Annotated in this window: 20 protein-coding genes, 1 pseudogene and 1 other annotated feature; of the genes and pseudogenes, 9 read left to right on the top strand and 12 right to left on the bottom strand. The window is 51.6% G+C overall.

The window, feature by feature from the left end:
- Positions 1 to 146 precede the first annotated feature (146 nt).
- The 3 genes from clpB to rluD form a co-directional block, all read right to left on the bottom strand.
- A complete protein-coding gene (gene clpB, locus FDW88_RS06650; protein WP_096756110.1) occupies positions 147 to 2720 on the bottom strand; it encodes an ATP-dependent chaperone ClpB in 2574 nt (857 codons plus the stop codon).
- A 129-nt stretch (positions 2721 to 2849) separates the two neighbouring features.
- The gene (yfiH, locus tag FDW88_RS06655) at positions 2850 to 3581 is read right to left on the bottom strand and encodes a purine nucleoside phosphorylase YfiH (protein ID WP_117343909.1); all 732 of its coding nucleotides are present in this window, start codon (positions 3579 to 3581) and stop codon (positions 2850 to 2852) included.
- Entirely contained in the window at positions 3578 to 4558 is a 981-nt protein-coding gene (rluD, locus tag FDW88_RS06660) for a 23S rRNA pseudouridine(1911/1915/1917) synthase RluD (protein WP_096756108.1), read from the bottom strand. The genes yfiH and rluD overlap by 4 nt, the downstream gene beginning before the upstream one ends.
- Positions 4559 to 4689: 131 nt before the next feature.
- Between rluD and bamD the strand changes: the two genes are divergently transcribed.
- The 4 genes from bamD to pheA all read left to right on the top strand — a co-directional run bounded on the left by bamD (position 4690) and on the right by pheA (position 7447).
- Positions 4690 to 5427, top strand: a complete 738-nt coding sequence (gene bamD, locus FDW88_RS06665) for an outer membrane protein assembly factor BamD (protein ID WP_096756107.1) — start codon at positions 4690 to 4692, stop codon at positions 5425 to 5427.
- 269 nt (positions 5428 to 5696) lie between these two features.
- A complete protein-coding gene (gene raiA / locus FDW88_RS06670; RefSeq protein WP_096756105.1) occupies positions 5697 to 6035 on the top strand; it encodes a ribosome-associated translation inhibitor RaiA in 339 nt (112 codons plus the stop codon).
- A 103-nt stretch (positions 6036 to 6138) separates the two neighbouring features.
- Positions 6139 to 6264: a sequence feature (Phe leader region), on the top strand.
- Positions 6140 to 6187, top strand: coding sequence for a pheA operon leader peptide PheL (pheL, locus tag FDW88_RS06675; RefSeq protein WP_101706155.1), 48 nt, complete (start codon positions 6140 to 6142; stop codon positions 6185 to 6187). Its footprint overlaps the feature before it by 48 nt.
- Positions 6265 to 6286: 22 nt before the next feature.
- The gene (gene pheA, locus FDW88_RS06680; RefSeq protein ID WP_096756104.1) at positions 6287 to 7447 is read left to right on the top strand and encodes a bifunctional chorismate mutase/prephenate dehydratase; all 1161 of its coding nucleotides are present in this window, start codon (positions 6287 to 6289) and stop codon (positions 7445 to 7447) included.
- Between the two features lie 47 nt (positions 7448 to 7494).
- On the opposite strand, the gene tyrA is transcribed toward pheA, so the two are convergent.
- On the bottom strand, positions 7495 to 8616 hold the full coding sequence (tyrA, locus tag FDW88_RS06685; protein WP_137362258.1) for a bifunctional chorismate mutase/prephenate dehydrogenase: 1122 nt from the start codon (positions 8614 to 8616) through the stop codon (positions 7495 to 7497).
- Positions 8617 to 8626: 10 nt separating this feature from the next.
- Positions 8627 to 9697 carry a 3-deoxy-7-phosphoheptulonate synthase AroF gene (gene aroF, locus FDW88_RS06690; RefSeq protein WP_096756102.1) on the bottom strand — a complete coding sequence of 357 codons (1071 nt, stop codon included), beginning with the start codon at positions 9695 to 9697 and terminating at the stop codon, positions 8627 to 8629.
- Between the two features lie 215 nt (positions 9698 to 9912).
- Here aroF and FDW88_RS06695 point away from each other — a divergent pair, with 215 nt between their 5' ends.
- The 4 genes from FDW88_RS06695 (at position 9913) to FDW88_RS06710 (ending at position 12678) form a co-directional block, all read left to right on the top strand.
- Entirely contained in the window at positions 9913 to 10287 is a 375-nt protein-coding gene (locus FDW88_RS06695; protein WP_096756101.1) for a DUF2799 domain-containing protein, read from the top strand.
- Positions 10288 to 10445: 158 nt separating this feature from the next.
- Positions 10446 to 10964 carry a YfiR family protein gene (locus tag FDW88_RS06700; RefSeq protein ID WP_096756100.1) on the top strand — a complete coding sequence of 173 codons (519 nt, stop codon included), beginning with the start codon at positions 10446 to 10448 and terminating at the stop codon, positions 10962 to 10964.
- Positions 10957 to 12183, top strand: coding sequence for a diguanylate cyclase DgcN (gene dgcN, locus FDW88_RS06705; protein WP_137362259.1), 1227 nt, complete (start codon positions 10957 to 10959; stop codon positions 12181 to 12183). The genes FDW88_RS06700 and dgcN overlap by 8 nt, the downstream gene beginning before the upstream one ends.
- A 12-nt stretch (positions 12184 to 12195) precedes the next feature.
- On the top strand, positions 12196 to 12678 hold the full coding sequence (locus tag FDW88_RS06710; RefSeq protein ID WP_096756098.1) for an OmpA family protein: 483 nt from the start codon (positions 12196 to 12198) through the stop codon (positions 12676 to 12678).
- 4 nt (positions 12679 to 12682) lie between these two features.
- Here the strand turns inward: FDW88_RS06710 and FDW88_RS06715 are convergent, their stop codons facing one another.
- From FDW88_RS06715 to ffh, 7 genes are all read right to left on the bottom strand, one after another.
- On the bottom strand, positions 12683 to 14044 hold the full coding sequence (locus tag FDW88_RS06715) for a PepSY domain-containing protein (protein WP_137362260.1): 1362 nt from the start codon (positions 14042 to 14044) through the stop codon (positions 12683 to 12685).
- A gap of 63 nt (positions 14045 to 14107) precedes the next feature.
- Entirely contained in the window at positions 14108 to 14518 is a 411-nt protein-coding gene (locus FDW88_RS06720; protein ID WP_371414754.1) for a DUF2946 domain-containing protein, read from the bottom strand.
- 135 nt (positions 14519 to 14653) lie between these two features.
- A complete protein-coding gene (gene rplS, locus FDW88_RS06725) occupies positions 14654 to 15001 on the bottom strand; it encodes a 50S ribosomal protein L19 (RefSeq protein WP_002914145.1) in 348 nt (115 codons plus the stop codon).
- Positions 15002 to 15040: 39 nt separating this feature from the next.
- Positions 15041 to 15808, bottom strand: a complete 768-nt coding sequence (gene trmD, locus FDW88_RS06730; RefSeq protein WP_115257737.1) for a tRNA (guanosine(37)-N1)-methyltransferase TrmD — start codon at positions 15806 to 15808, stop codon at positions 15041 to 15043.
- Positions 15809 to 15852: 44 nt separating this feature from the next.
- Positions 15853 to 16401, bottom strand: coding sequence for a ribosome maturation factor RimM (rimM, locus tag FDW88_RS06735; protein WP_096756095.1), 549 nt, complete (start codon positions 16399 to 16401; stop codon positions 15853 to 15855).
- Positions 16402 to 16419: 18 nt separating this feature from the next.
- Entirely contained in the window at positions 16420 to 16668 is a 249-nt protein-coding gene (rpsP, locus tag FDW88_RS06740) for a 30S ribosomal protein S16 (protein ID WP_003031228.1), read from the bottom strand.
- 251 nt (positions 16669 to 16919) lie between these two features.
- On the bottom strand, positions 16920 to 18281 hold the full coding sequence (gene ffh / locus FDW88_RS06745) for a signal recognition particle protein (RefSeq protein WP_096756094.1): 1362 nt from the start codon (positions 18279 to 18281) through the stop codon (positions 16920 to 16922).
- Positions 18282 to 18446: 165 nt separating this feature from the next.
- Here ffh and FDW88_RS06755 point away from each other — a divergent pair.
- A pseudogene (locus tag FDW88_RS06755) lies at positions 18447 to 18749 on the top strand (inner membrane protein YpjD); the annotation flags it as partial.
- Positions 18750 to 18773: the final 24 nt, after the last annotated feature.

Here is an 18773-nt window from a genome sequence, read left to right on the forward strand (position 1 = left end):
GGGAGTTATTTCAGGCTGACAAGGGGAAAATACAAAAAACTTATCAACCGATTACTTTTCCATCAAAACTAGTAATGGAAAGTTATTTTCGCCTGGTTTTTAAACAAAAACGAGCCCCGCAGGGCCCGTTTTTAGTATTTTGTGACTTACTGCACTGCCACAATGCGATCGTCATTCACTTCCAGACGAATCGTTTTGCCAGGAACCAGCTCACCCGACAGGATTTGCTGGGCCAGCGGGTTTTCGATCTGTTGCTGGATAGCACGTTTCAATGGACGCGCCCCGTAGACAGGATCGTACCCATTCGCGCTCAGCAGTTTAAGCGCCTCGTCAGAGATGTGGATTTCATAGCCACGATCTTCCAGACGTTTGTACAGACGCTGCAGCTGGATCTGGGCAATAGACGCAATGTGTTGTTCACCCAACGGATGGAAGACAACAACTTCATCTATACGGTTAATGAATTCCGGACGGAAGTTTTGGCTGACCACGCCCAGCACCATGTCTTTCATGTGTCCGTAGTCCAGGTCGCCAAAACGTTCCTGAATGAGATCGGACCCCAGGTTAGAAGTCATGATGACCACCGTATTACGGAAGTCGACCGTTCTCCCCTGCCCGTCAGTCAGTCGACCGTCATCCAGCACCTGCAACAGAATGTTGAACACATCCGGATGCGCCTTTTCCACTTCATCCAGCAGGATGACGGAATAAGGGCGACGACGCACCGCTTCTGTCAGGTAGCCGCCCTCTTCATAGCCAACGTATCCCGGGGGCGCACCGACCAGACGAGAGACAGAGTGTTTCTCCATAAACTCAGACATATCGATACGAACCATCGCGTCGTCGCTGTCGAACATAAAGTTAGCCAGCGCTTTACACAGTTCGGTTTTACCGACACCGGTTGGCCCAAGGAACAAGAACGAACCGATCGGACGATTCGGATCGGACAACCCTGCACGGCTACGGCGAATCGCGTTGGATACCGCTTCCACCGCTTCGTTCTGACCAATGACGCGGTTATGCAGATCCTGCTCCATACGCAGCAGTTTTTCACGCTCGCCTTCCAGCATGCGGGCAACAGGGATCCCCGTCCAACGCGCCAGTACTTCGGCGATTTCCGCATCCGTCACTTTATTACGCAACAGGCGCATGGTTTTGCCTTCAGACTGAGTGGCTGCTTCCAGCTGTTTTTCCAGCTCAGGAATTTTGCCGTACTGCAGCTCAGACATCCGTGCCAGGTCACCCACCCGACGAGCCTGTTCGATAGCGATTTTCGCCTGCTCCAGTTCAGCCTTAATCGTCTGCGTGCCGGAGAGTGACGCTTTTTCCGCTTTCCACTCTTCTTCGAGCTCAGAATACTGACGCTCTTTGTCATCCAGCTCTTCATTAAGCATATCGAGGCGCTTTTTACTCGCCTCGTCAGACTCTTTCATTAACGCCTGCTGTTCCAGTTTGAGCTGGATGATTCGGCGATCGAGTCGGTCCAGTTCTTCCGGCTTGGAGTCAATCTGCATACGAATGCTGGACGCCGCTTCATCGATAAGATCGATGGCTTTGTCCGGTAACTGACGGTCAGCAATGTAACGATGAGATAGCGTCGCTGCCGCGACAATTGCCGGGTCAGTGATCTGCACGTGGTGGTGCAGCTCATAGCGTTCTTTCAACCCACGCAAAATGGCGATGGTGTCTTCCACGCTCGGCTCGGCAACAAACACTTTCTGGAAACGACGTTCCAGTGCCGCATCTTTTTCGATGTACTGGCGGTACTCATCAAGTGTTGTAGCCCCTACACAGTGCAGTTCGCCACGAGCCAGTGCCGGTTTCAACATGTTCCCGGCATCCATGGCACCATCGGCTTTACCTGCGCCAACCATAGTATGCAGCTCATCGATAAACAGAATGACATTGCCTTCCTGTTTCGACAGATCGTTCAGCACACCTTTTAAACGTTCTTCAAATTCACCGCGATATTTCGCCCCGGCCACCAGCGCGCCCATATCCAGCGCCAGTACACGGCGGCCTTTTAAACCCTCCGGCACTTCGCCATTAATGATGCGCTGCGCAAGCCCTTCAACAATGGCCGTTTTACCGACACCAGGCTCACCAATTAATACCGGATTGTTTTTAGTACGGCGTTGCAGCACCTGAATGGTGCGACGAATTTCTTCATCACGACCGATAACCGGATCGAGCTTACCCTGCTCGGCACGTTCCGTCAGGTCGACGGTGTATTTTTTCAAGGCCTGACGTTGGTCTTCAGCCCCTTGGTCGTTCACGCTTTCACCTCCACGCATCTGTTCAATTGCCTGAGTGATATTAGCGGTCGTCGCCCCCGCTGATTTTAATAAATCGGTCAGCGTACCGCGTGACTCAAGCGCCGCCAGAACGAACAGTTCCGACGAAATAAAATTGTCCCCACGTTTTTGCGCCAGCTTGTCGCAAAGATTCAGTACACGCACCAGCTCCTGAGAAGGCTGCACATCACCGCCGGTGCCTTCTACCTGCGGCAAGCGGCTCAATGCCTGATCAATGGCTGTGCGTAACTGGCCGGCGTTAATGCCAGCAGACGTTAACAAAGGACGGACCGATCCCCCTTCCTGATTAAGCAGGGCGCTCATTAGATGAAGTGGTTCGATAAACTGGTTGTCGTGCCCCAGTGCGAGTGACTGGGCATCGGCGAGTGCAAGCTGGAATTTATTAGTAAGACGATCCAGACGCATAACTCCTCCCATAACAGGTCAAAATTGCTACTGGAGATTAAATGAGGTCATCCCTCAATTATTCAAGGTGAATGACCTGAATTATGTGAAAAGAAAATTACGCGTACCGGATCGTCTTGATTCTTTAGGTTATATCAGCCAAATAAAACTTGCCATACGACCGGTGGTTTTGTCGCGACGATAAGAGAAGAAAGTCTCACTTTCGCTGAACGTACAGCGGTCACCGCCGTAGAGGTTCTCAACCCCAACATGTGCCAGACGCTGGCGAGCAAGCTGATAAATATCTGCCAGGTACTTTTCACCACGTGGCACAAATGCGCTGTCTGCTTGTGGATCTTTGACCATAAACGCGTCACGCACTTCAGGCCCCACTTCAAATGCACGGGGACCAATTGCCGGGCCTAACCAGGCAATAATGTTTTCGGGTTTATCAGCAAAACACGCAACGGTCTCTTCAAGCACGCCTGCACATAACCCGCGCCAGCCCGCATGAGCCGCCGCGACTTCCGTGCCAGCACGATTACAAAATAACACGGGCAAACAGTCCGCCGTCATCACTGCACACACGGTGCCCGGCGTATTGCTGTAGGACGCATCCGCACGCTTAGAAGAATAAGGCTCGCCGGTAAGTTTCAGAACATCTTTACCGTGCACCTGTTCGAGCCAGACCGGTTTTGAAGGCAGATTGCCCGCAGCAAAGAGTCGTTTGCGGTTCTCTTCAACATGTTCCAGGTTATCGCCGCAATGGGCCCCCAGATTCAGCGAATCGTACGGCGGCAAACTGACGCCACCAATACGGGTAGAACTACAGGCCGCGACGCCTTGCGGCAGCGGCCACTGCGGGACAATTAGCTTACTCATAGCCAGGCCACATCATCCTTATGCTCTTCGAAATCGGCACGCATCACGGCAATCAGATCAACCATATCTTGCGGAATTGGCGCATGCCATTCCATTTCGATACCTGTGATTGGGTGATACAAGCGCAGCATGGTGGCATGCAGCGCCTGGCGGTCGAACTTACGCAGCGTAGAAATAAATTCATCCGACGCGCCTTTCGGTGGACGTGGACGGCCGCCGTAGACCTGGTCGCCCACCAGCGGATGGGTAATATGCGCCATGTGCACGCGGATCTGGTGCGTACGTCCGGTTTCCAGACGCAGCCTAAGGCGCGTGTGTACACGGAAGTGCTCCATAATGCGGTAATGCGTCACCGCAGGTTTCCCCATAGGATGCACGGACATATGCGTACGTTTGGTGGGATGACGGCTGATAGGCTCTTCTACAGTGCCACCGGCTGTCATATGACCAATCGCTACGGCTTCGTACTCACGCGTAATTTCACGCAGCTGTAGCGACTCGACCAAACGCGTTTGCGCCGGAACCGTTTTTGCTACCACCATTAATCCGGTGGTGTCCTTATCCAGACGGTGCACGATACCTGCACGAGGAACATCCGCAATCGGCGGGTAGTAATGCAGTAACGCATTCAATACCGTGCCATCAGGATTACCGGCGCCCGGATGTACCACGAAATCACGTGGTTTGTTGATGACCAGAATATCGTCATCTTCATAAACGATATCTAGCGGGATATCTTGCGCTTCAAAACGAATTTCTTCGTCAATTTCAGCATTGATGGAGACACGTTCTCCACCCAAAACTTTTTCTTTCGGTTTATCGCAAAGATTCCCGTTTACCAGCACGCGCTGATCAAGGATCCATTCTTTTATGCGAGAACGCGAATAATCAGGGAACAATTCGGCCAAAGCCTGATCTAAGCGTTGACCGAGCTGATTATCGGAGACTGTTGCGGTGAGTTCTACTCGTTGTGCCATAAACTGCTTCTTCGTTTAACGTTGGGTTTTACGGCTTTGCCGTTTAATATAGTGTGCTATTGTAGCTGGTCTTAACCGGGAGCAGGAACAGAGAATCTCCCGTAAAACATTTTGAGGAAAGTCAAAACGTCATGACGCGCATGAAATACCTGGTGGCAGCAGCCACGTTGAGCCTGTTTTTGGCGGGTTGCTCTGGTTCAAAGGAAGAGGTGCCCGATAACCCACCAAATGAAATCTACGCGACTGCTCAGCAAAAGCTGCAGGACGGTAACTGGAAACAGGCAATAACGCAATTGGAAGCGTTGGATAATCGCTATCCATTTGGACCTTATTCTCAGCAGGTGCAATTAGATCTCATCTACGCCTACTACAAAAATGCCGATCTGCCGCTCGCTCAGGCCGCCATCGATCGTTTTATCCGTCTGAACCCGACACACCCTAACATTGATTATGTCATGTATATGCGTGGCCTGACCAATATGGCGTTGGATGATAGCGCACTGCAAGGATTCTTTGGTGTTGATCGCAGCGATCGCGATCCACAGCACGCCCGAGCTGCGTTTAATGACTTTTCCAAACTGGTACGTGGCTACCCGAATAGCCAGTACACAACGGACGCCACCAAGCGCCTGGTATTCCTGAAAGATCGCCTGGCGAAATATGAGTACTCCGTTGCTGAGTACTACACCGCACGCGGCGCGTGGGTTGCTGTGGTAAACCGCGTAGAAGGTATGCTGCGTGACTTCCCGGATACCCAGGCAACACGTGATGCCTTACCGCTGATGGAAAACGCCTATCGCCAGATGCAGATGACTGCACAGGCCGAAAAAGTGGCGAAAATTATTGCCGCCAACAGCAGCAATACCTGATTCCTCGCTGAATGCAAAACGGCAGCGCTCGGGCTGCCGTTTTTTTATCCGTTTACGCCGTAACTCAAGCGGTTTAGCTGCAACGCATCCTATCAAATATGGCCTGCTTTCAGGTATTCCTCAAGTAAAAGATCGCCTGTTCCTGCGGTGCCTCACAAAAAGGTTTTCTTGACAAAAAGCGACAAAATAATGTGATTTAGATCACATATTTTGACATTAGGAAAGGTATGCTGGAATCACCAAGACGGGAAAGACAAGAGGTAAAATTTATGACAATGAACATTACCAGTAAACAAATGGAAATTACTCCGGCAATTCGCCAGCATGTCGCAGACCGTCTCGCCAAACTTGAAAAATGGCAAACTCATCTGATTAATCCACATATCATTCTGTCCAAGGAGCCACAGGGTTTCACTGCTGACGCCACCATCAATACACCGAACGGACATTTGGTTGCCAGCGCTAAGCACGAAGATATGTACACCGCTATTAACGATTTGATCAACAAGCTGGAACGGCAGCTCAATAAAGTGCAGCACAAAGGCGAAGCCCGTCGTGCAACAACTTCAGTAAAAGACGCCAACTTCGTCGAAGCAGAAGAAGAGTAGTCCCTTACATTGAGTGTATCGCCAACGCGCCTTCGGGCGCGTTTTTTGTTGACAGGGTGAAAACAGTACAGGTACTTTAACTGACGTAGCCAAAGGAAATTGACATGAAACTTATTCCGTTCTTCTTCGCATTCTTTTTTACCTTCCCCTGAATGGGAGGCGTTTCGTCGTGTGATAAATAATGCGAAGACGAACAATAAGGCCTCCCACAACGGGGGGCCTTTTTTATTGATAATAAAAAAGGCAACACTATGACATCGGAAAACCCATTACTGGCGCTGCGCGATAAGATAAGCTCGCTGGATGAAAAATTACTGGCCCTGCTGGCTGAGCGTCGTGGTCTGGCCGTCGAAGTCGGTAAAGCAAAACTGCTTTCTCATCGTCCGGTGCGCGATATTGACCGCGAGCGCGATCTGCTGGACCGACTGATCCAGTTGGGTAAAGTGCATCACCTCGATGCCCACTACATCACACGCCTGTTCCAGCTCATTATTGAAGATTCCGTTCTCACCCAGCAGGCGCTCCTGCAGCAGCATCTGAATAAAATCAATCCGCACTCCGCCCGCGTCGCGTTTCTGGGGCCAAAAGGCTCGTATTCGCACCTCGCTGCGCGTCAGTATGCCGCTCGCCATTTTGAGCAATTTATTGAAAGCGGTTGCGCCAAGTTTGCCGATATCTTTAATCAGGTCGAAACCGGACAGGCGGACTACGCGGTCGTGCCTATTGAGAACACCAGCTCTGGCGCGATCAACGATGTTTACGACTTGCTGCAGCACACCAGCCTCTCCATCGTCGGCGAGATGACCATTATTATCGACCACTGCGTGCTGGTTTCCGGTACTACGGACCTGAATAGCATCGAAACCGTGTACAGCCATCCGCAACCGTTCCAGCAATGCAGCAAATTCCTCAATCGTTATCCGCACTGGAAGATCGAATATACCGAAAGCACCTCGGCAGCAATGGAAAAGGTTGCCCAGGCGAACTCACCGCACGTGGCAGCCTTGGGCAGCGAAGCCGGTGGCGTGCTGCACGGTCTGCAGGTACTTGAACATATTGAAGCGAATCAGACGCAAAACATTACCCGTTTTGTCGTGCTAGCACGCAAGGCTATTAATGTTTCCGACCAGGTTCCGGCGAAAACCACGCTGTTGATAGCGACAGGGCAACAGGCGGGTGCGCTGGTTGAAGCGCTGCTGGTGCTACGCAACCATAATCTGATTATGACCAAGCTGGAATCGCGCCCGATTCACGGTAATCCGTGGGAAGAGATGTTTTATCTCGATATCCAGGCCAACCTGGAATCGCCGGAAATGCAAAAAGCATTGAAGGAGTTGGGTGAAATTACGCGTTCGATGAAGGTACTGGGATGTTACCCAAGTGAGAACGTGGTGCCGGTCGATCCGAGCTAACGTAAGACAATACCGGATGGCGTATGCATCGCCATCCGGTATCGACGCTACTGGCGGCTATCGTTGGCCTGACGCAGTAGCGTACGGCTTTCGCTCTGGAAGCGTTTGGCATAATCGCCAAACCAGTGCTCAACCTTACGGAAGCTGTCGATAAACGCCTGCTTATCGCCCTGCTCCAGTAAACCAATCGCTTCACCAAAACGCTGATAATACCGTTTGATCAACGCGAGATTACTTTCTGACGACATAATAATGTCGGCATACAGCTGCGGATCCTGGGCAAACAGGCGTCCGACCATGGCCAGCTCAAGACGGTATATCGGCGAAGAGAGCGCCAGTAACTGTTCAAGTTGGACATTCTCTTCTGCTAAGTGCAACCCGTAAGCAAAAGTCGCGAAGTGACGTAATGCCTGGATAAACGCCATATTCTGATCGTGCTCGACGGCACTGATCCGATGCAGCCGCGCCCCCCAGACCTGAATCTGTTCCAGGAACCATTGATAGGCTTCCGGCTGGCGTCCATCGCACCAGACAACCACCTGCTTTGCCAGACTGCCGCTATCCGGACCAAACATCGGATGCAATCCAACTACCGGGCCATCGTGCGCCGCCAGCATCGCCTGTAATGGGCCGTTTTTCACCGAGGCCAGATCGACCAGGATACAGTCAGCAGGCAAGCGCGGTAATTTCGCGATCACCTGCTCGGTAACGTGAATCGGCACGCTAACGATCACCATTCCGGCATCCGCCACGATCTCCTCGGCACGATCCCAGTCATGCTGTTCAAGAATACGCACCTGATAACCTGACAGCGTAAGCATCTTCTCGAATAGCCGTCCCATCTGACCGCCACCGCCGACAATCACCACCGGGCGTAACGTTGGACAGAGCGTTTTAAATCCTTTGTCATTCTCGCTAGAGTACGACTCACGCATTACCCGACGTAATACATCTTCAATCAGATCAGGCGGTACGCCCAGCGCTTCCGCCTCTGCACGGCGAGAAGCCAGCATAGACGCCTCCCGCTCAGGCACGTAAATCGGTAACCCAAAGCGGCTTTTTACTTCACCAACCTCGGCAACCAGTTCAAGACGGCGCGCCAGCAAATCCAGCAACGCCTTATCCACTTCATCAATTTGATCGCGTAATGCGGTCAATTCAGCCACCATAACCCACCTCTTAAGCCAGGCGCGTCGCCAGCTGGCCGTTCAAGTCTTTATTAATTTCACGCAACAACGCATCCGTCATTTCCCAGCTAATGCAGGCATCTGTTACGGACACGCCGTATTTCATTGCACTGCGCGGCTGCTCGGAGGACTGGTTGCCTTCGTGAATATTGCTTTCAATCATCAGGCCGATGATTGAACGGTTGCCATCTTTAATTTGTGCAACCACTGACTCTGCCACGGCAGGCTGGCGACGGTAATCTTTGTTGGAGTTACCATGACTGCAATCTACCATCAGTGACGGTCGCAGTCCCGCCTGCTCCATTTCTTTTTCGCACTGAGCAACATCTGCCGGACTGTAATTCGGTGCTTTACCGCCGCGCAGGATCACATGACCGTCCGGATTACCCTGCGTTTGCAGCAGTGCCACCTGTCCTGCCTGGTTAATACCCACAAAGCGGTGAGACTGAGCTGCTGCGCGCATAGCGTTAATCGCTGTCGCCAGGCTGCCGTCAGTGCCATTTTTAAAACCAACCGGCATCGACAGACCCGACGCCATTTCACGGTGAGTCTGCGATTCAGTCGTACGCGCACCGATAGCGGACCAGCTAAACAGATCGCCCAGGTACTGCGGGCTGTTGGGATCCAATGCTTCTGTCGCCAGCGGCAGCCCCATATTCACCAGTTCAAGCAACAGCTGACGCGCAATTTTCAGACCGGCTTCAACATCAAAAGAGCCGTCCATATGAGGATCGTTAATTAACCCTTTCCAGCCGACGGTGGTACGGGGTTTTTCAAAATAGACACGCATCACCAGATAGAGGCTATCGCTGACCTCTGCGGCAAGGGTTTTAAATCGACGGGCATATTCCAGCGCCATTTCAGGATCATGAATAGAGCAAGGACCACACACTACCAGCAAACGCGGATCGCGACCGGCGATGATGTCAGAAATGGTTTTGCGCGACTGCGCAATTTGCGCCTCTTGCGCCAGACTCAACGGGAATTGCATTTTAAGTTGTTCCGGAGTCATCAGAACCTGTTCATCAGTAATGTGTACGTTGTTCAGCGCGTCTTTTTGCATGGTGGTGATCCTGTTTAGCTCGTTTGCGATAGTTGTTCCTCAGCGAGGAGGTAATTACGATAACACAACGGGTAAAGATTTCAATCCACGTTACGTAAATTTTTATTTACAGCCAGTATAAACAGGCCTAACAGGCGCGGAATGTCGTAAATTTAAATTTACACACGCCATTTAAGAGATCCGCTATGCTTTAAAAAAACCAGGGAGTATCAGCAATGAAGCGACTTATCAACACGGTACTGGTGTTACTGCTAAGCGGATGTCAGATAGATCCCTATACCCATGCCCCCACCTGGACCGGCACCGACTGGTACGATGCCGGGATCCAGGATGCTATTTCAGGGTATGTAATTAAAGATAATGAAACTCTTGCCGACAACTACAATGACCCCGAAATCGATCGTACGGAATATCTTAAGGGTTACGCTGAAGGACAACGTAAAACCTGCCAGCAGGATTTTGTTTACGCCAGGGGACTGGCCGGGAAAACCTTCCCTCCAAGCTGTGATACCGTTGAAAATGTCGACCAATTACACAGTGCCTGGCAAAAAGGTTCAAATGAAGGCGCAGCCTCTATAAGATTAAATTAAACAATAAGTTACATCCGATAAATCAATAAGATTTAACTTAAATCGATAATGTTATTCATCCAGATATAATGACGCTCTGGTAAAATAATGTTACTTTGTTGCGAACAATCGTGAGTGTATTTCGACGTATTACGGCTAACGCTGGTAGGTACCTTTTCATGAGCTTTTCTTATCGACTCATACTTCTACTGGCACTGCTATTGTCCGGATTACCGCTGTATGCCCAAAACGCTACGGAAGAGGCGAAATCCGTACGCGCCATGGTTTCCGGCATCGTCAGCTATACGCGCTGGCCAGCGCTTTCCGGTCCGCCCAAACTGTGTATCTTCTCTTCATCACGTTTTACCAGTGTGCTGCAGGATACCCATGCCGGAGCGTTACCCTATCTTCCCGTCATCGTTCATACGCAACAAGACAGTGTCGTAGCTCAGTGTGACGGTTTTTATTTTGGCACTGAATCCCCGACATTTCAGGTGGAATTAAAGAGTCAATTTCCAACTAAGGCATTGTTATTAATTGCCGAACAGAATACCGAATGCGTTATTGGTAGCGCTTTTTGCCTCATCATAAATAATGAAGAAGTGAGGTTTTCGGTAAATATGGATTCCCTGTCACGCAGTGGTGTAAGGGTCAGTCCAGACGTATTGATGCTTGCACGGAATAATAAGGATGGATAAGGGTATTTCTCCCATAACACGCCCAACGTTCAAACAGACACTACGGCGTATCAGCATCGTCAGCGTTCTGGTCACTATGACGCTGATCTGGCTGCTGCTGAGCATTTCTTCCGTGCTGGCACTCAAACAATATGCGCAAAAAAACCTCGATCTGACCGCCGCAACCATGACCCGATCGCTTGAAGCCTCGCTGGTGTTTTCTGATAGCGTTGCAGCAAACGAAACGTTGGCTGCGCTAGGGCAACAGGGGCAATTCTCCGTTGCCGAAGTACGCAATAAAAATCAAAAGGTGATCGCCACCTGGCGCTATGACGCCCAGGATACAACAGAAAAGATTAGCGGTCTGATCAGTCACTGGCTATTCCCACAGCCGGTGACAAAGCCTATTTTGCACAATGGCAACGTCATTGGGGAAGTGCGCCTGACTGCCCGCGACAGCGTCATTAGCCATTTCATCTATCTGTCACTGGCTGTGCTTACCGGATGCATTTTGCTGGCCTCCGGTATTGCATTAATGCTCACCCGCTATTTGCACAATGGCGTTGTTGAAGCGCTGCAAAATATTACCGAGGTGGTGCACGACGTTCGCACCAACCGCAACTTCTCACGCCGCGTGTCTGAAGAACGCATTGAAGAGTTTCATCTGTTTGCCCAGGACTTTAATAGTCTGCTGGATGAGATGGAAGAGTGGCAACTGCGCCTGCAAGCCAAAAATGCTCAGTTGTTGCGCACCGCGCTGCACGATCCCCTGACCGGACTTGCTAATCGCGCCGCATTTCGTAGCAGCATTAACGCGTTGATGAACGACGAATCCGCTCACAGCAGCTCGGCGTTGTTATTCCTTGATGGCGATAATTTTAAATTTATTAATGATACCTGGGGGCATGCAGCAGGAGACCGGGTATTGATTGAAGTTGCTAAAAGGCTGGCCGAGTTTGGTGGCAATCACCATCAACCGTACCGGCTCGGAGGCGATGAGTTTGCGATGGTGCTATACAGCGTGCATTCGGAGAATGAAGTTCAGCGTATCTGCGCGGCACTATCGCAAGAGTTTAACCGTCCATTTGACCTTCACAATGGTCATCTGGCAAGCATGACGCTAAGCATTGGGTTTGCGCTGACGTGGGAACATGCCTCTGCCGAGAAATTACAAGAACTCGCCGATCACAATATGTATCAGGCTAAACATTTGCGTTCTGAACGCATTATTAAAAAATAAGGAATTACACACATGCTGAAACGTCTATTATCGCCATTTATTCTTATCATACTGATTCTGGCTGGCTGTCAGGCCCCTCAGGGTAAATTCACCCCTGAGCAAGTTGCAGCCATGAAATCATACGGCTTTACCGAAGCATCTGGCGACTGGTCGCTGGGTCTGTCTGATACCATTTTGTTTGATAAAAATGACTATAAGCTGCGTCCTGAAAGTGAAAAACAGATCCAAGAAATGGCAGCTAAACTGGCGGCTACCGGCCTGAATCATGCGCGTCTGGATGGTCACACCGATAACTACGGCGAAGACAGCTATAACGAAGCACTGTCGCTTAAGCGAGCTAACGTCGTGGCAGATGCCTGGGCTCAGGGTGCCAACATCCCACGCACCAATCTGACAACTCAGGGATTAGGCAAAAAATACCCGATTGCCAGTAACCAGAGCTCAAAAGGCCGTGCCGAAAACCGCCGCGTTGCGGTCGTCATCAGCACGCCTTAATGTCTTACTCGGCTGACTGCGCCAACAGATTTTGCGACATTTTGTACCAGCGCAGCCAGTCAATCATCATAAACAGCAGTAGGCTTACGCCCGCTACCGGCATCGCCATCCCCAGCACACCAGCCACTACCAGCACCGCACATCGCCCCTTCCCGTTGAGCATCAGCCAACACTGCACCAGCGTTTGTGCCGGATTCACCGCCGGTCCGGCGGGTCGGCGTATCCACCATAGCCGATAGCCCAGCACGATCATCAGGCACAGGCCTACACCAAAGACGATCAGCAGCCCCTGATTGAGTACGCCAAACAGAATCCCCATATGGAAATCAACGCCCCAACGCGTCAATTTCGCCATCAGTGGGAAATCGACAAAGCGCGTCTGGTCAATAATCCGCATCGTGGTTGTATCAACAGACACCGCATCCACCTGGGTTGGCCAGCGGCGGTCAATCTCGGTGACAGTCCAACCATGCTGCGCATCTTTCGCCGGGCGGATCTCCAGCTTCCTGGCATCAATCCCCGCCGCCTGCGCCGTGCGTAATACCGCATCAAAAAGCCCGCCGTCAACCACACTTGCCGATGGCATTACCATGCCAGCGTGATGTCCGGCATGCTCATCATGAATTTGCTGGACACCATCGAGCTGTGTATTTACCTGCGGCGTCAGCCAGCCAAAGGCTGCCCGCATGCTATCCACATTGCCCCCTGCCCATTGCGACCAGGTTAAACCGGTTGCGGAAAAAAGTAACATCCCGCCTAGCAGAATCCAGCCCAGCGTAACGTGCAGACGACGGTTTTTTTGCAGTCGATTATTCAGACGACGCCTGGGTCGAGTGTAAAACCAAAGCACAATACCGCCCAGCGCCGCTACCCACATCCAGGACGCCGCCAGTTCGCTATAAAGCCGCCCAATATCCCCCAACAGCAAGGAACGGTGCGCATAGTCGATCCACTGGCGCAGAGGTAAGATCCCGCTGGTGCCATAGACAGTCATATCGCCTGTTACCGTAAGTGCAACCGGGTCGATAAAAATCGCCCGATGTTCAGACGGGGCCAGTACAGGGTCTGCAAACATTACCCGGGTCGTCTCTCCTGGCTCAAGCGCAGGGCGTACTGCATACACCGGCAAATGATTGCCGACGACCTGCTGCGCGAGCGCAATTTGAGCAGCCAGCGATTGTGGTTCTCCTTGCTCGGTTCCCTGTAGCGCCTCAGAGTAAAGCGCCTCTTCCAGTTGCGGTGTGGCAACGTAGAGCGTACCGGTCAGTGCCGCGACAAAAATAAAGGGACCCACGAACAGGCCGATAGAGAAATGAAGGCGTCGCAGCAGGGTTACCCATGCTGCACGCGGGGTGCAGGTGGTCATACTTTTCCTTAGAAAAAGCCAAAGAGCGTCATCACGCTAACGCGTACAGACGTATTTTTAGGATCAGGAAAAAGCAGACCGGTACGGTGGTGCACGGGTATTGGGATACAGCCAGGGGAAGTAGAGCCAGAACGTCAGCGTAGGATGTAGTGGCGTTTTTTTCTGTAGCCGCAGCACGCCGCGCAACAGAATAACCAGAGTCAGTATCAGCCCGGGCACGTGCGCCAGCAGCACACAGTAGCCGCATGCTTCGCCGTGATCGACGGGCATCGTCATCGAGGCGCCGTCACCATGTTGTTCAGCATGTTCCACCATCATGCCCATATCATGATGCATACCCGGCATCGCATTCATAGGATCGTGTTGCAAAGAAACAGAGATAAGCGGCGCGATGACGATCAGCAGGATCGCAAACAACGCGAGCCATGCCGCGCAGCGCTGATGACCAAACCGAAAGATTGCACCAATAACCACTGCCCCTCCAATAACGACAGGGCATTGTAAATGATTTATGAATTAATAGTTAATGATGTGAGTTTTATGGCGATAAAAAAAGGGGCCAGCCTTATTGGCCAGCCCCTTCTGACAGGATGTCGCCTGAGCGATATCTTAGTTAAGACGCTCTTTGATACGAGCAGACTTACCAGTGCGCTCACGCAGGTAGTACAGTTTAGCTTTACGAACAGCACCACGACGTTTAACAGCAATGCTGTCAACTACCGGAGAGTGAGTCTGGAAGACACGCTCAACGCCTTCGCCGTTGGAGATTTTACGAACAGTGAATGCAGAGTGCAGACCGCGGTTACGAATAGCGATAACCACGCCCTCGAATGCCTGCAGACGTTTTTTGGAACCTTCAACAACCCATACTTTCACTTCCACGGTATCACCCGGACGGAAGGAAGGTACGTCCTGCTTCATCTGTTCTTGTTCAAGTTGCTTAATAATGTTGCTCATAATTTAATCTCTTATCCTGGGTAAACTGATATTGGGGGCTTACGCCTGCCCATCATGTTTATGTTGCTGTTGTGCGTGTTCCTTTTTGAACTCCGCCAGCAACCTTGCTTGCTCTTCAGTCAGAGCCAGGTTTTCCAGAAGTTCAGGTCTTCTAAGCCAGGTACGGCCCAGCGACTGCTTCAAACGCCAGCGACGTATCTCAGCGTGGTTCCCCGACAGCAAAACTGCCGGTACTTCCATCTGCTCTAACACTTCAGGTCGGGTATAGTGCGGGCAGTCCAGCAACCCATCGGCAAAGGAATCCTCCGTTGCCGATGCTTCATGACCCAGTACCCCCGGAATAAACCGGGAGACGGAATCAATCAGCGTCATCGCTGCTAATTCTCCACCGCTGAGAACGTAATCGCCGATTGACCATTCTTCATCAATTTCGGTTTGAATTACGCGCTCATCTACGCCTTCATAGCGACCACACACCAGAATCAGCTTTTGATTCGTTGCCAGTTCGCTCACGCCCGCTTGATCAAGCTTGCGTCCCTGAGGTGACAGATAAATCACCTTCGCGCCTTCACCTGCCGCGTCTTTTGCTGCATGAATGGCATCCCGTAAAGGTTGCACCATCATTAACATCCCCGGTCCGCCGCCGTAAGGACGATCGTCCACGGTACGGTGCCGGTCATGAGCAAAGTCACGAGGACTCCAGCTCTGGATGTTCAGCAGGCCATTTTTTACTGCCCGGCCAGTTACCCCGTAATCGGTAATTGCGCGGAACATTTCTGGAAACAGGCTAACGATACCTATAAACACAAGCCAATCCCCATCACGCCGACTTTTACCGTTTATCCGGTGGTTTAAAAACCAGGATCCCAATCTACTTCGATAGTACGAGTAGTGAGATCGACTTTCTTGATAACCTGCCCATCGAGGAACGGTACTAAACGTTCCTTGATACCAAACGCATCTTTCAGGTTTGCCTTGATGACGATGACGTCATTCGATCCGGTTTCCATCATATCGACGACTTTACCGAGTTCGTAGCCTTCAGTGGTCACTACCTGGCAACCCATAAGGTCTTTCCAGTAGTAAGTGCCATCATCCAGCGCTGGCAACTGCGAGGAATCTACGACAATTTCACAATTCGTCAGTACATTCGCCGCATCCCGATCCTCAATACCTTTCAGCTTGATGATCAGATCCTGATTGTGGTGCTTCCAGCTTTCCAGCTGTACTTGCTGCCACTGACCCGCCTTCTGGATAAACCAGGGCTGATAGTCAAAAATGCTTTCGGCGTCTTCAGTGGAAGAAAACACTCTGAGCCAACCACGGATACCGTAAGGAGACCCCATTTTCCCCAGAACTATGGGTTCTACGGGCGCCTGTGCGGCGAGTTGCTTGCTCATCATGACCACCGTGACAGATTAAGCTGCTTTGTTTGCTGCTTTGATCAGCGTAGCTACGCGATCAGAAATAGTCGCGCCCTGGCCAACCCAGTGAGCGATGCGATCCAGATCCAGGCGAGTGCCTTCTTCTTTTTCGCTAGCGATTGGGTTAAAGAAGCCAACGCGCTCGATGAAGCGACCGTTGCGTGCATTACGGCTGTCAGTAACAACAACCTGGTAGAACGGACGCTTTTTAGCGCCGTGACGTGCTAAACGAATAGTAACCATAACATCCTCTTGTGTGAATAAAACACCGGGCCCCATCGAGGGAAGGGACCCGGTGTCATATTAAAAGCCCGAAAATTTTACTGATTTCTGAGAAAAAAGCAATCAACATGTGATGAAGCTTGATACCAGGGCGTTACCGTTGCAGCCAGTTTGGCGTCGGCGTGCGCGCAGAAAGCGGAGCGTACACGCAGTACGTGAGCATTTCGAGCACACTCCGGCGTCAAAATAGCAAATAAGGTAGCCCGATATATTTATCTACCAGGGAATCCTGGCGGCATCATGCCCTTCATATTGCGCATCATCTTGGCCATCCCGCCCTTCTTCATTTTCTTCATCATGCGCTGCATGTCGTCGAACTGTTTCAGAAGGCGGTTAACGTCCTGTACCTGCATACCGCAGCCCTGAGCGATACGGCGCTTACGCGAACCTTTGATGATTTCCGGCTTGGCACGTTCTTTCAACGTCATCGAATTGATGATCGCTTCCATACGCACCAGCACTTTGTCATCCATCTGCGATTTCACGTTGTCAGGAATCTGACCCATGCCCGGCAGCTTGCCCATCAGGCTTGCCATGCCGCCCATGTTTTTCATCTGATTAAGCTGTTCTAAGAAGTCGTTCAGGTCAAAACCATCGCCCTTCTTCAGCTTGGTCGCCAGCTTCTCAGCCTGCGCGCGGTCAACCTTGCTTTCGATATCTTCGATCAGCGACAGTACGTCGCCCATGCCGAGGATACGCGAAGCAATCCTGTCCGGATGGAATGGCTCCAGCGCTTCGGTTTTCTCGCCAACACCGAGGAACTTAATCGGCTTACCAGTGATATGACGAATAGAGAGTGCGGCACCGCCGCGGGCATCACCGTCGACTTTCGTCAGCACGACACCGGTTAACGGCAGCGCTTCGTTGAAGGCTTTTGCGGTATTCGCGGCATCCTGACCGGTCATGGCATCGACAACAAACAGCGTTTCTACCGGATTGATAGACGCGTGGACCTGTTTGATTTCGTCCATCATCGCTTCGTCAACGTGCAGACGACCGGCGGTATCCACCAGCAGCACGTCGTAGAATTTCAGCTTCGCTTCTTTCAGCGCAGCGTTAACGATATCGACCGGCTTTTGGCCGACGTCAGACGGGAAGAAGTCGACTTCAACCTGCTCAGCCAGCGTTTCCAGCTGTTTGATCGCCGCCGGACGATAAACGTCGGCAGAGACGACCAGCACTTTCTTCTTGTGCTTCTCGCGCAGGAACTTACCCAGTTTCGCCACGCTGGTCGTTTTACCGGCACCCTGCAGACCCGCCATCAGCACTACGGCCGGTGGCTGAGCGGCCAGATTCAGGGTCTGGTTCTCTTCGCCCATCGCCGCGACCAGTTCACTGCGAACGATTTTGACGAATTCCTGACCCGGGGTCAGGCTTTTGTTAACTTCATGACCAACCGCTTTCTCTTTTACGCGATTGATAAACTCACGCACTACCGGCAGCGCAACGTCAGCTTCCAGCAGCGCCATGCGCACTTCGCGCAGCGTTTCTTTAACGTTGTCTTCAGTAAGGCGTCCACGGCCACTGATATTGCGCAGCGTGCGCGACAAACGATCGGTTAAATTATCAAACATTGTCTCTCGCCTGGGGTGGAAACGGTCGGTCGCTTGCACGACACATCAACAGAATTTTGTCGCAGTATAACATGAAGCCGCCTTTGTTGTTATGCAACGGTTGGAGCAGCGGTCACGTAACGCTATACTGCTTTTCTTTATCACTGGTCAACTGTCGACACCTATATGCCCGTTTTTGCTTTGTTCGCCCTTGTCGCCTATTCCGTCAGCCTTGCGCTGATCGTTCCCGCTCTGCTGCAAAAAAACAGCGGCTGGCGGCGTATGGCTATCCTTTCTGCGGTTATCGCGCTGGTGTGCCACGCTTTTGCCCTGGAAGCACGTATTTTGCCCGGTGGCGAGAATGGACAAAACCTGAGCCTGCTGAACGTCGGTTCTCTGGTTAGCCTGATGATCTGTACGGTAATGACCATTGTGGCCTCACGCAATCGCGGCTGGCTGCTGCTGCCGATCGTGTATGCGTTTGCATTAAGGAAGGTGCGAACAAGTTCCTGA

The organism is Citrobacter sp. wls829 (genome assembly GCF_005280825.1).
Classification (GTDB): domain Bacteria; phylum Pseudomonadota; class Gammaproteobacteria; order Enterobacterales; family Enterobacteriaceae; genus Citrobacter; species Citrobacter gillenii.

Excerpts from the sequence above, each read along its gene's own strand:
- clpB (WP_096756110.1), bottom strand. The coding sequence starts at position 2,720 with ATGCGTCTGGATCGTCTTACTAATAAATTCCAGCTTGCACTCGCCGAT.
- yfiH (WP_117343909.1), bottom strand. The coding sequence starts at position 3,581 with ATGAGTAAGCTAATTGTCCCGCAGTGGCCGCTGCCGCAAGGCGTCGCG.
- rluD (WP_096756108.1), bottom strand. The coding sequence starts at position 4,558 with ATGGCACAACGAGTAGAACTCACCGCAACAGTCTCCGATAATCAGCTC.
- bamD (WP_096756107.1), top strand. The coding sequence starts at position 4,690 with ATGACGCGCATGAAATACCTGGTGGCAGCAGCCACGTTGAGCCTGTTT.
- raiA (WP_096756105.1), top strand. The coding sequence starts at position 5,697 with ATGACAATGAACATTACCAGTAAACAAATGGAAATTACTCCGGCAATT.
- pheA (WP_096756104.1), top strand. The coding sequence starts at position 6,287 with ATGACATCGGAAAACCCATTACTGGCGCTGCGCGATAAGATAAGCTCG.
- tyrA (WP_137362258.1), bottom strand. The coding sequence starts at position 8,616 with ATGGTGGCTGAATTGACCGCATTACGCGATCAAATTGATGAAGTGGAT.
- aroF (WP_096756102.1), bottom strand. The coding sequence starts at position 9,697 with ATGCAAAAAGACGCGCTGAACAACGTACACATTACTGATGAACAGGTT.
- FDW88_RS06695 (WP_096756101.1), top strand. The coding sequence starts at position 9,913 with ATGAAGCGACTTATCAACACGGTACTGGTGTTACTGCTAAGCGGATGT.
- FDW88_RS06700 (WP_096756100.1), top strand. The coding sequence starts at position 10,446 with ATGAGCTTTTCTTATCGACTCATACTTCTACTGGCACTGCTATTGTCC.
- dgcN (WP_137362259.1), top strand. The coding sequence starts at position 10,957 with ATGGATAAGGGTATTTCTCCCATAACACGCCCAACGTTCAAACAGACA.
- FDW88_RS06710 (WP_096756098.1), top strand. The coding sequence starts at position 12,196 with ATGCTGAAACGTCTATTATCGCCATTTATTCTTATCATACTGATTCTG.
- FDW88_RS06715 (WP_137362260.1), bottom strand. The coding sequence starts at position 14,044 with ATGACCACCTGCACCCCGCGTGCAGCATGGGTAACCCTGCTGCGACGC.
- rplS (WP_002914145.1), bottom strand. The coding sequence starts at position 15,001 with ATGAGCAACATTATTAAGCAACTTGAACAAGAACAGATGAAGCAGGAC.
- rimM (WP_096756095.1), bottom strand. The coding sequence starts at position 16,401 with ATGAGCAAGCAACTCGCCGCACAGGCGCCCGTAGAACCCATAGTTCTG.
- rpsP (WP_003031228.1), bottom strand. The coding sequence starts at position 16,668 with ATGGTTACTATTCGTTTAGCACGTCACGGCGCTAAAAAGCGTCCGTTC.
- ffh (WP_096756094.1), bottom strand. The coding sequence starts at position 18,281 with ATGTTTGATAATTTAACCGATCGTTTGTCGCGCACGCTGCGCAATATC.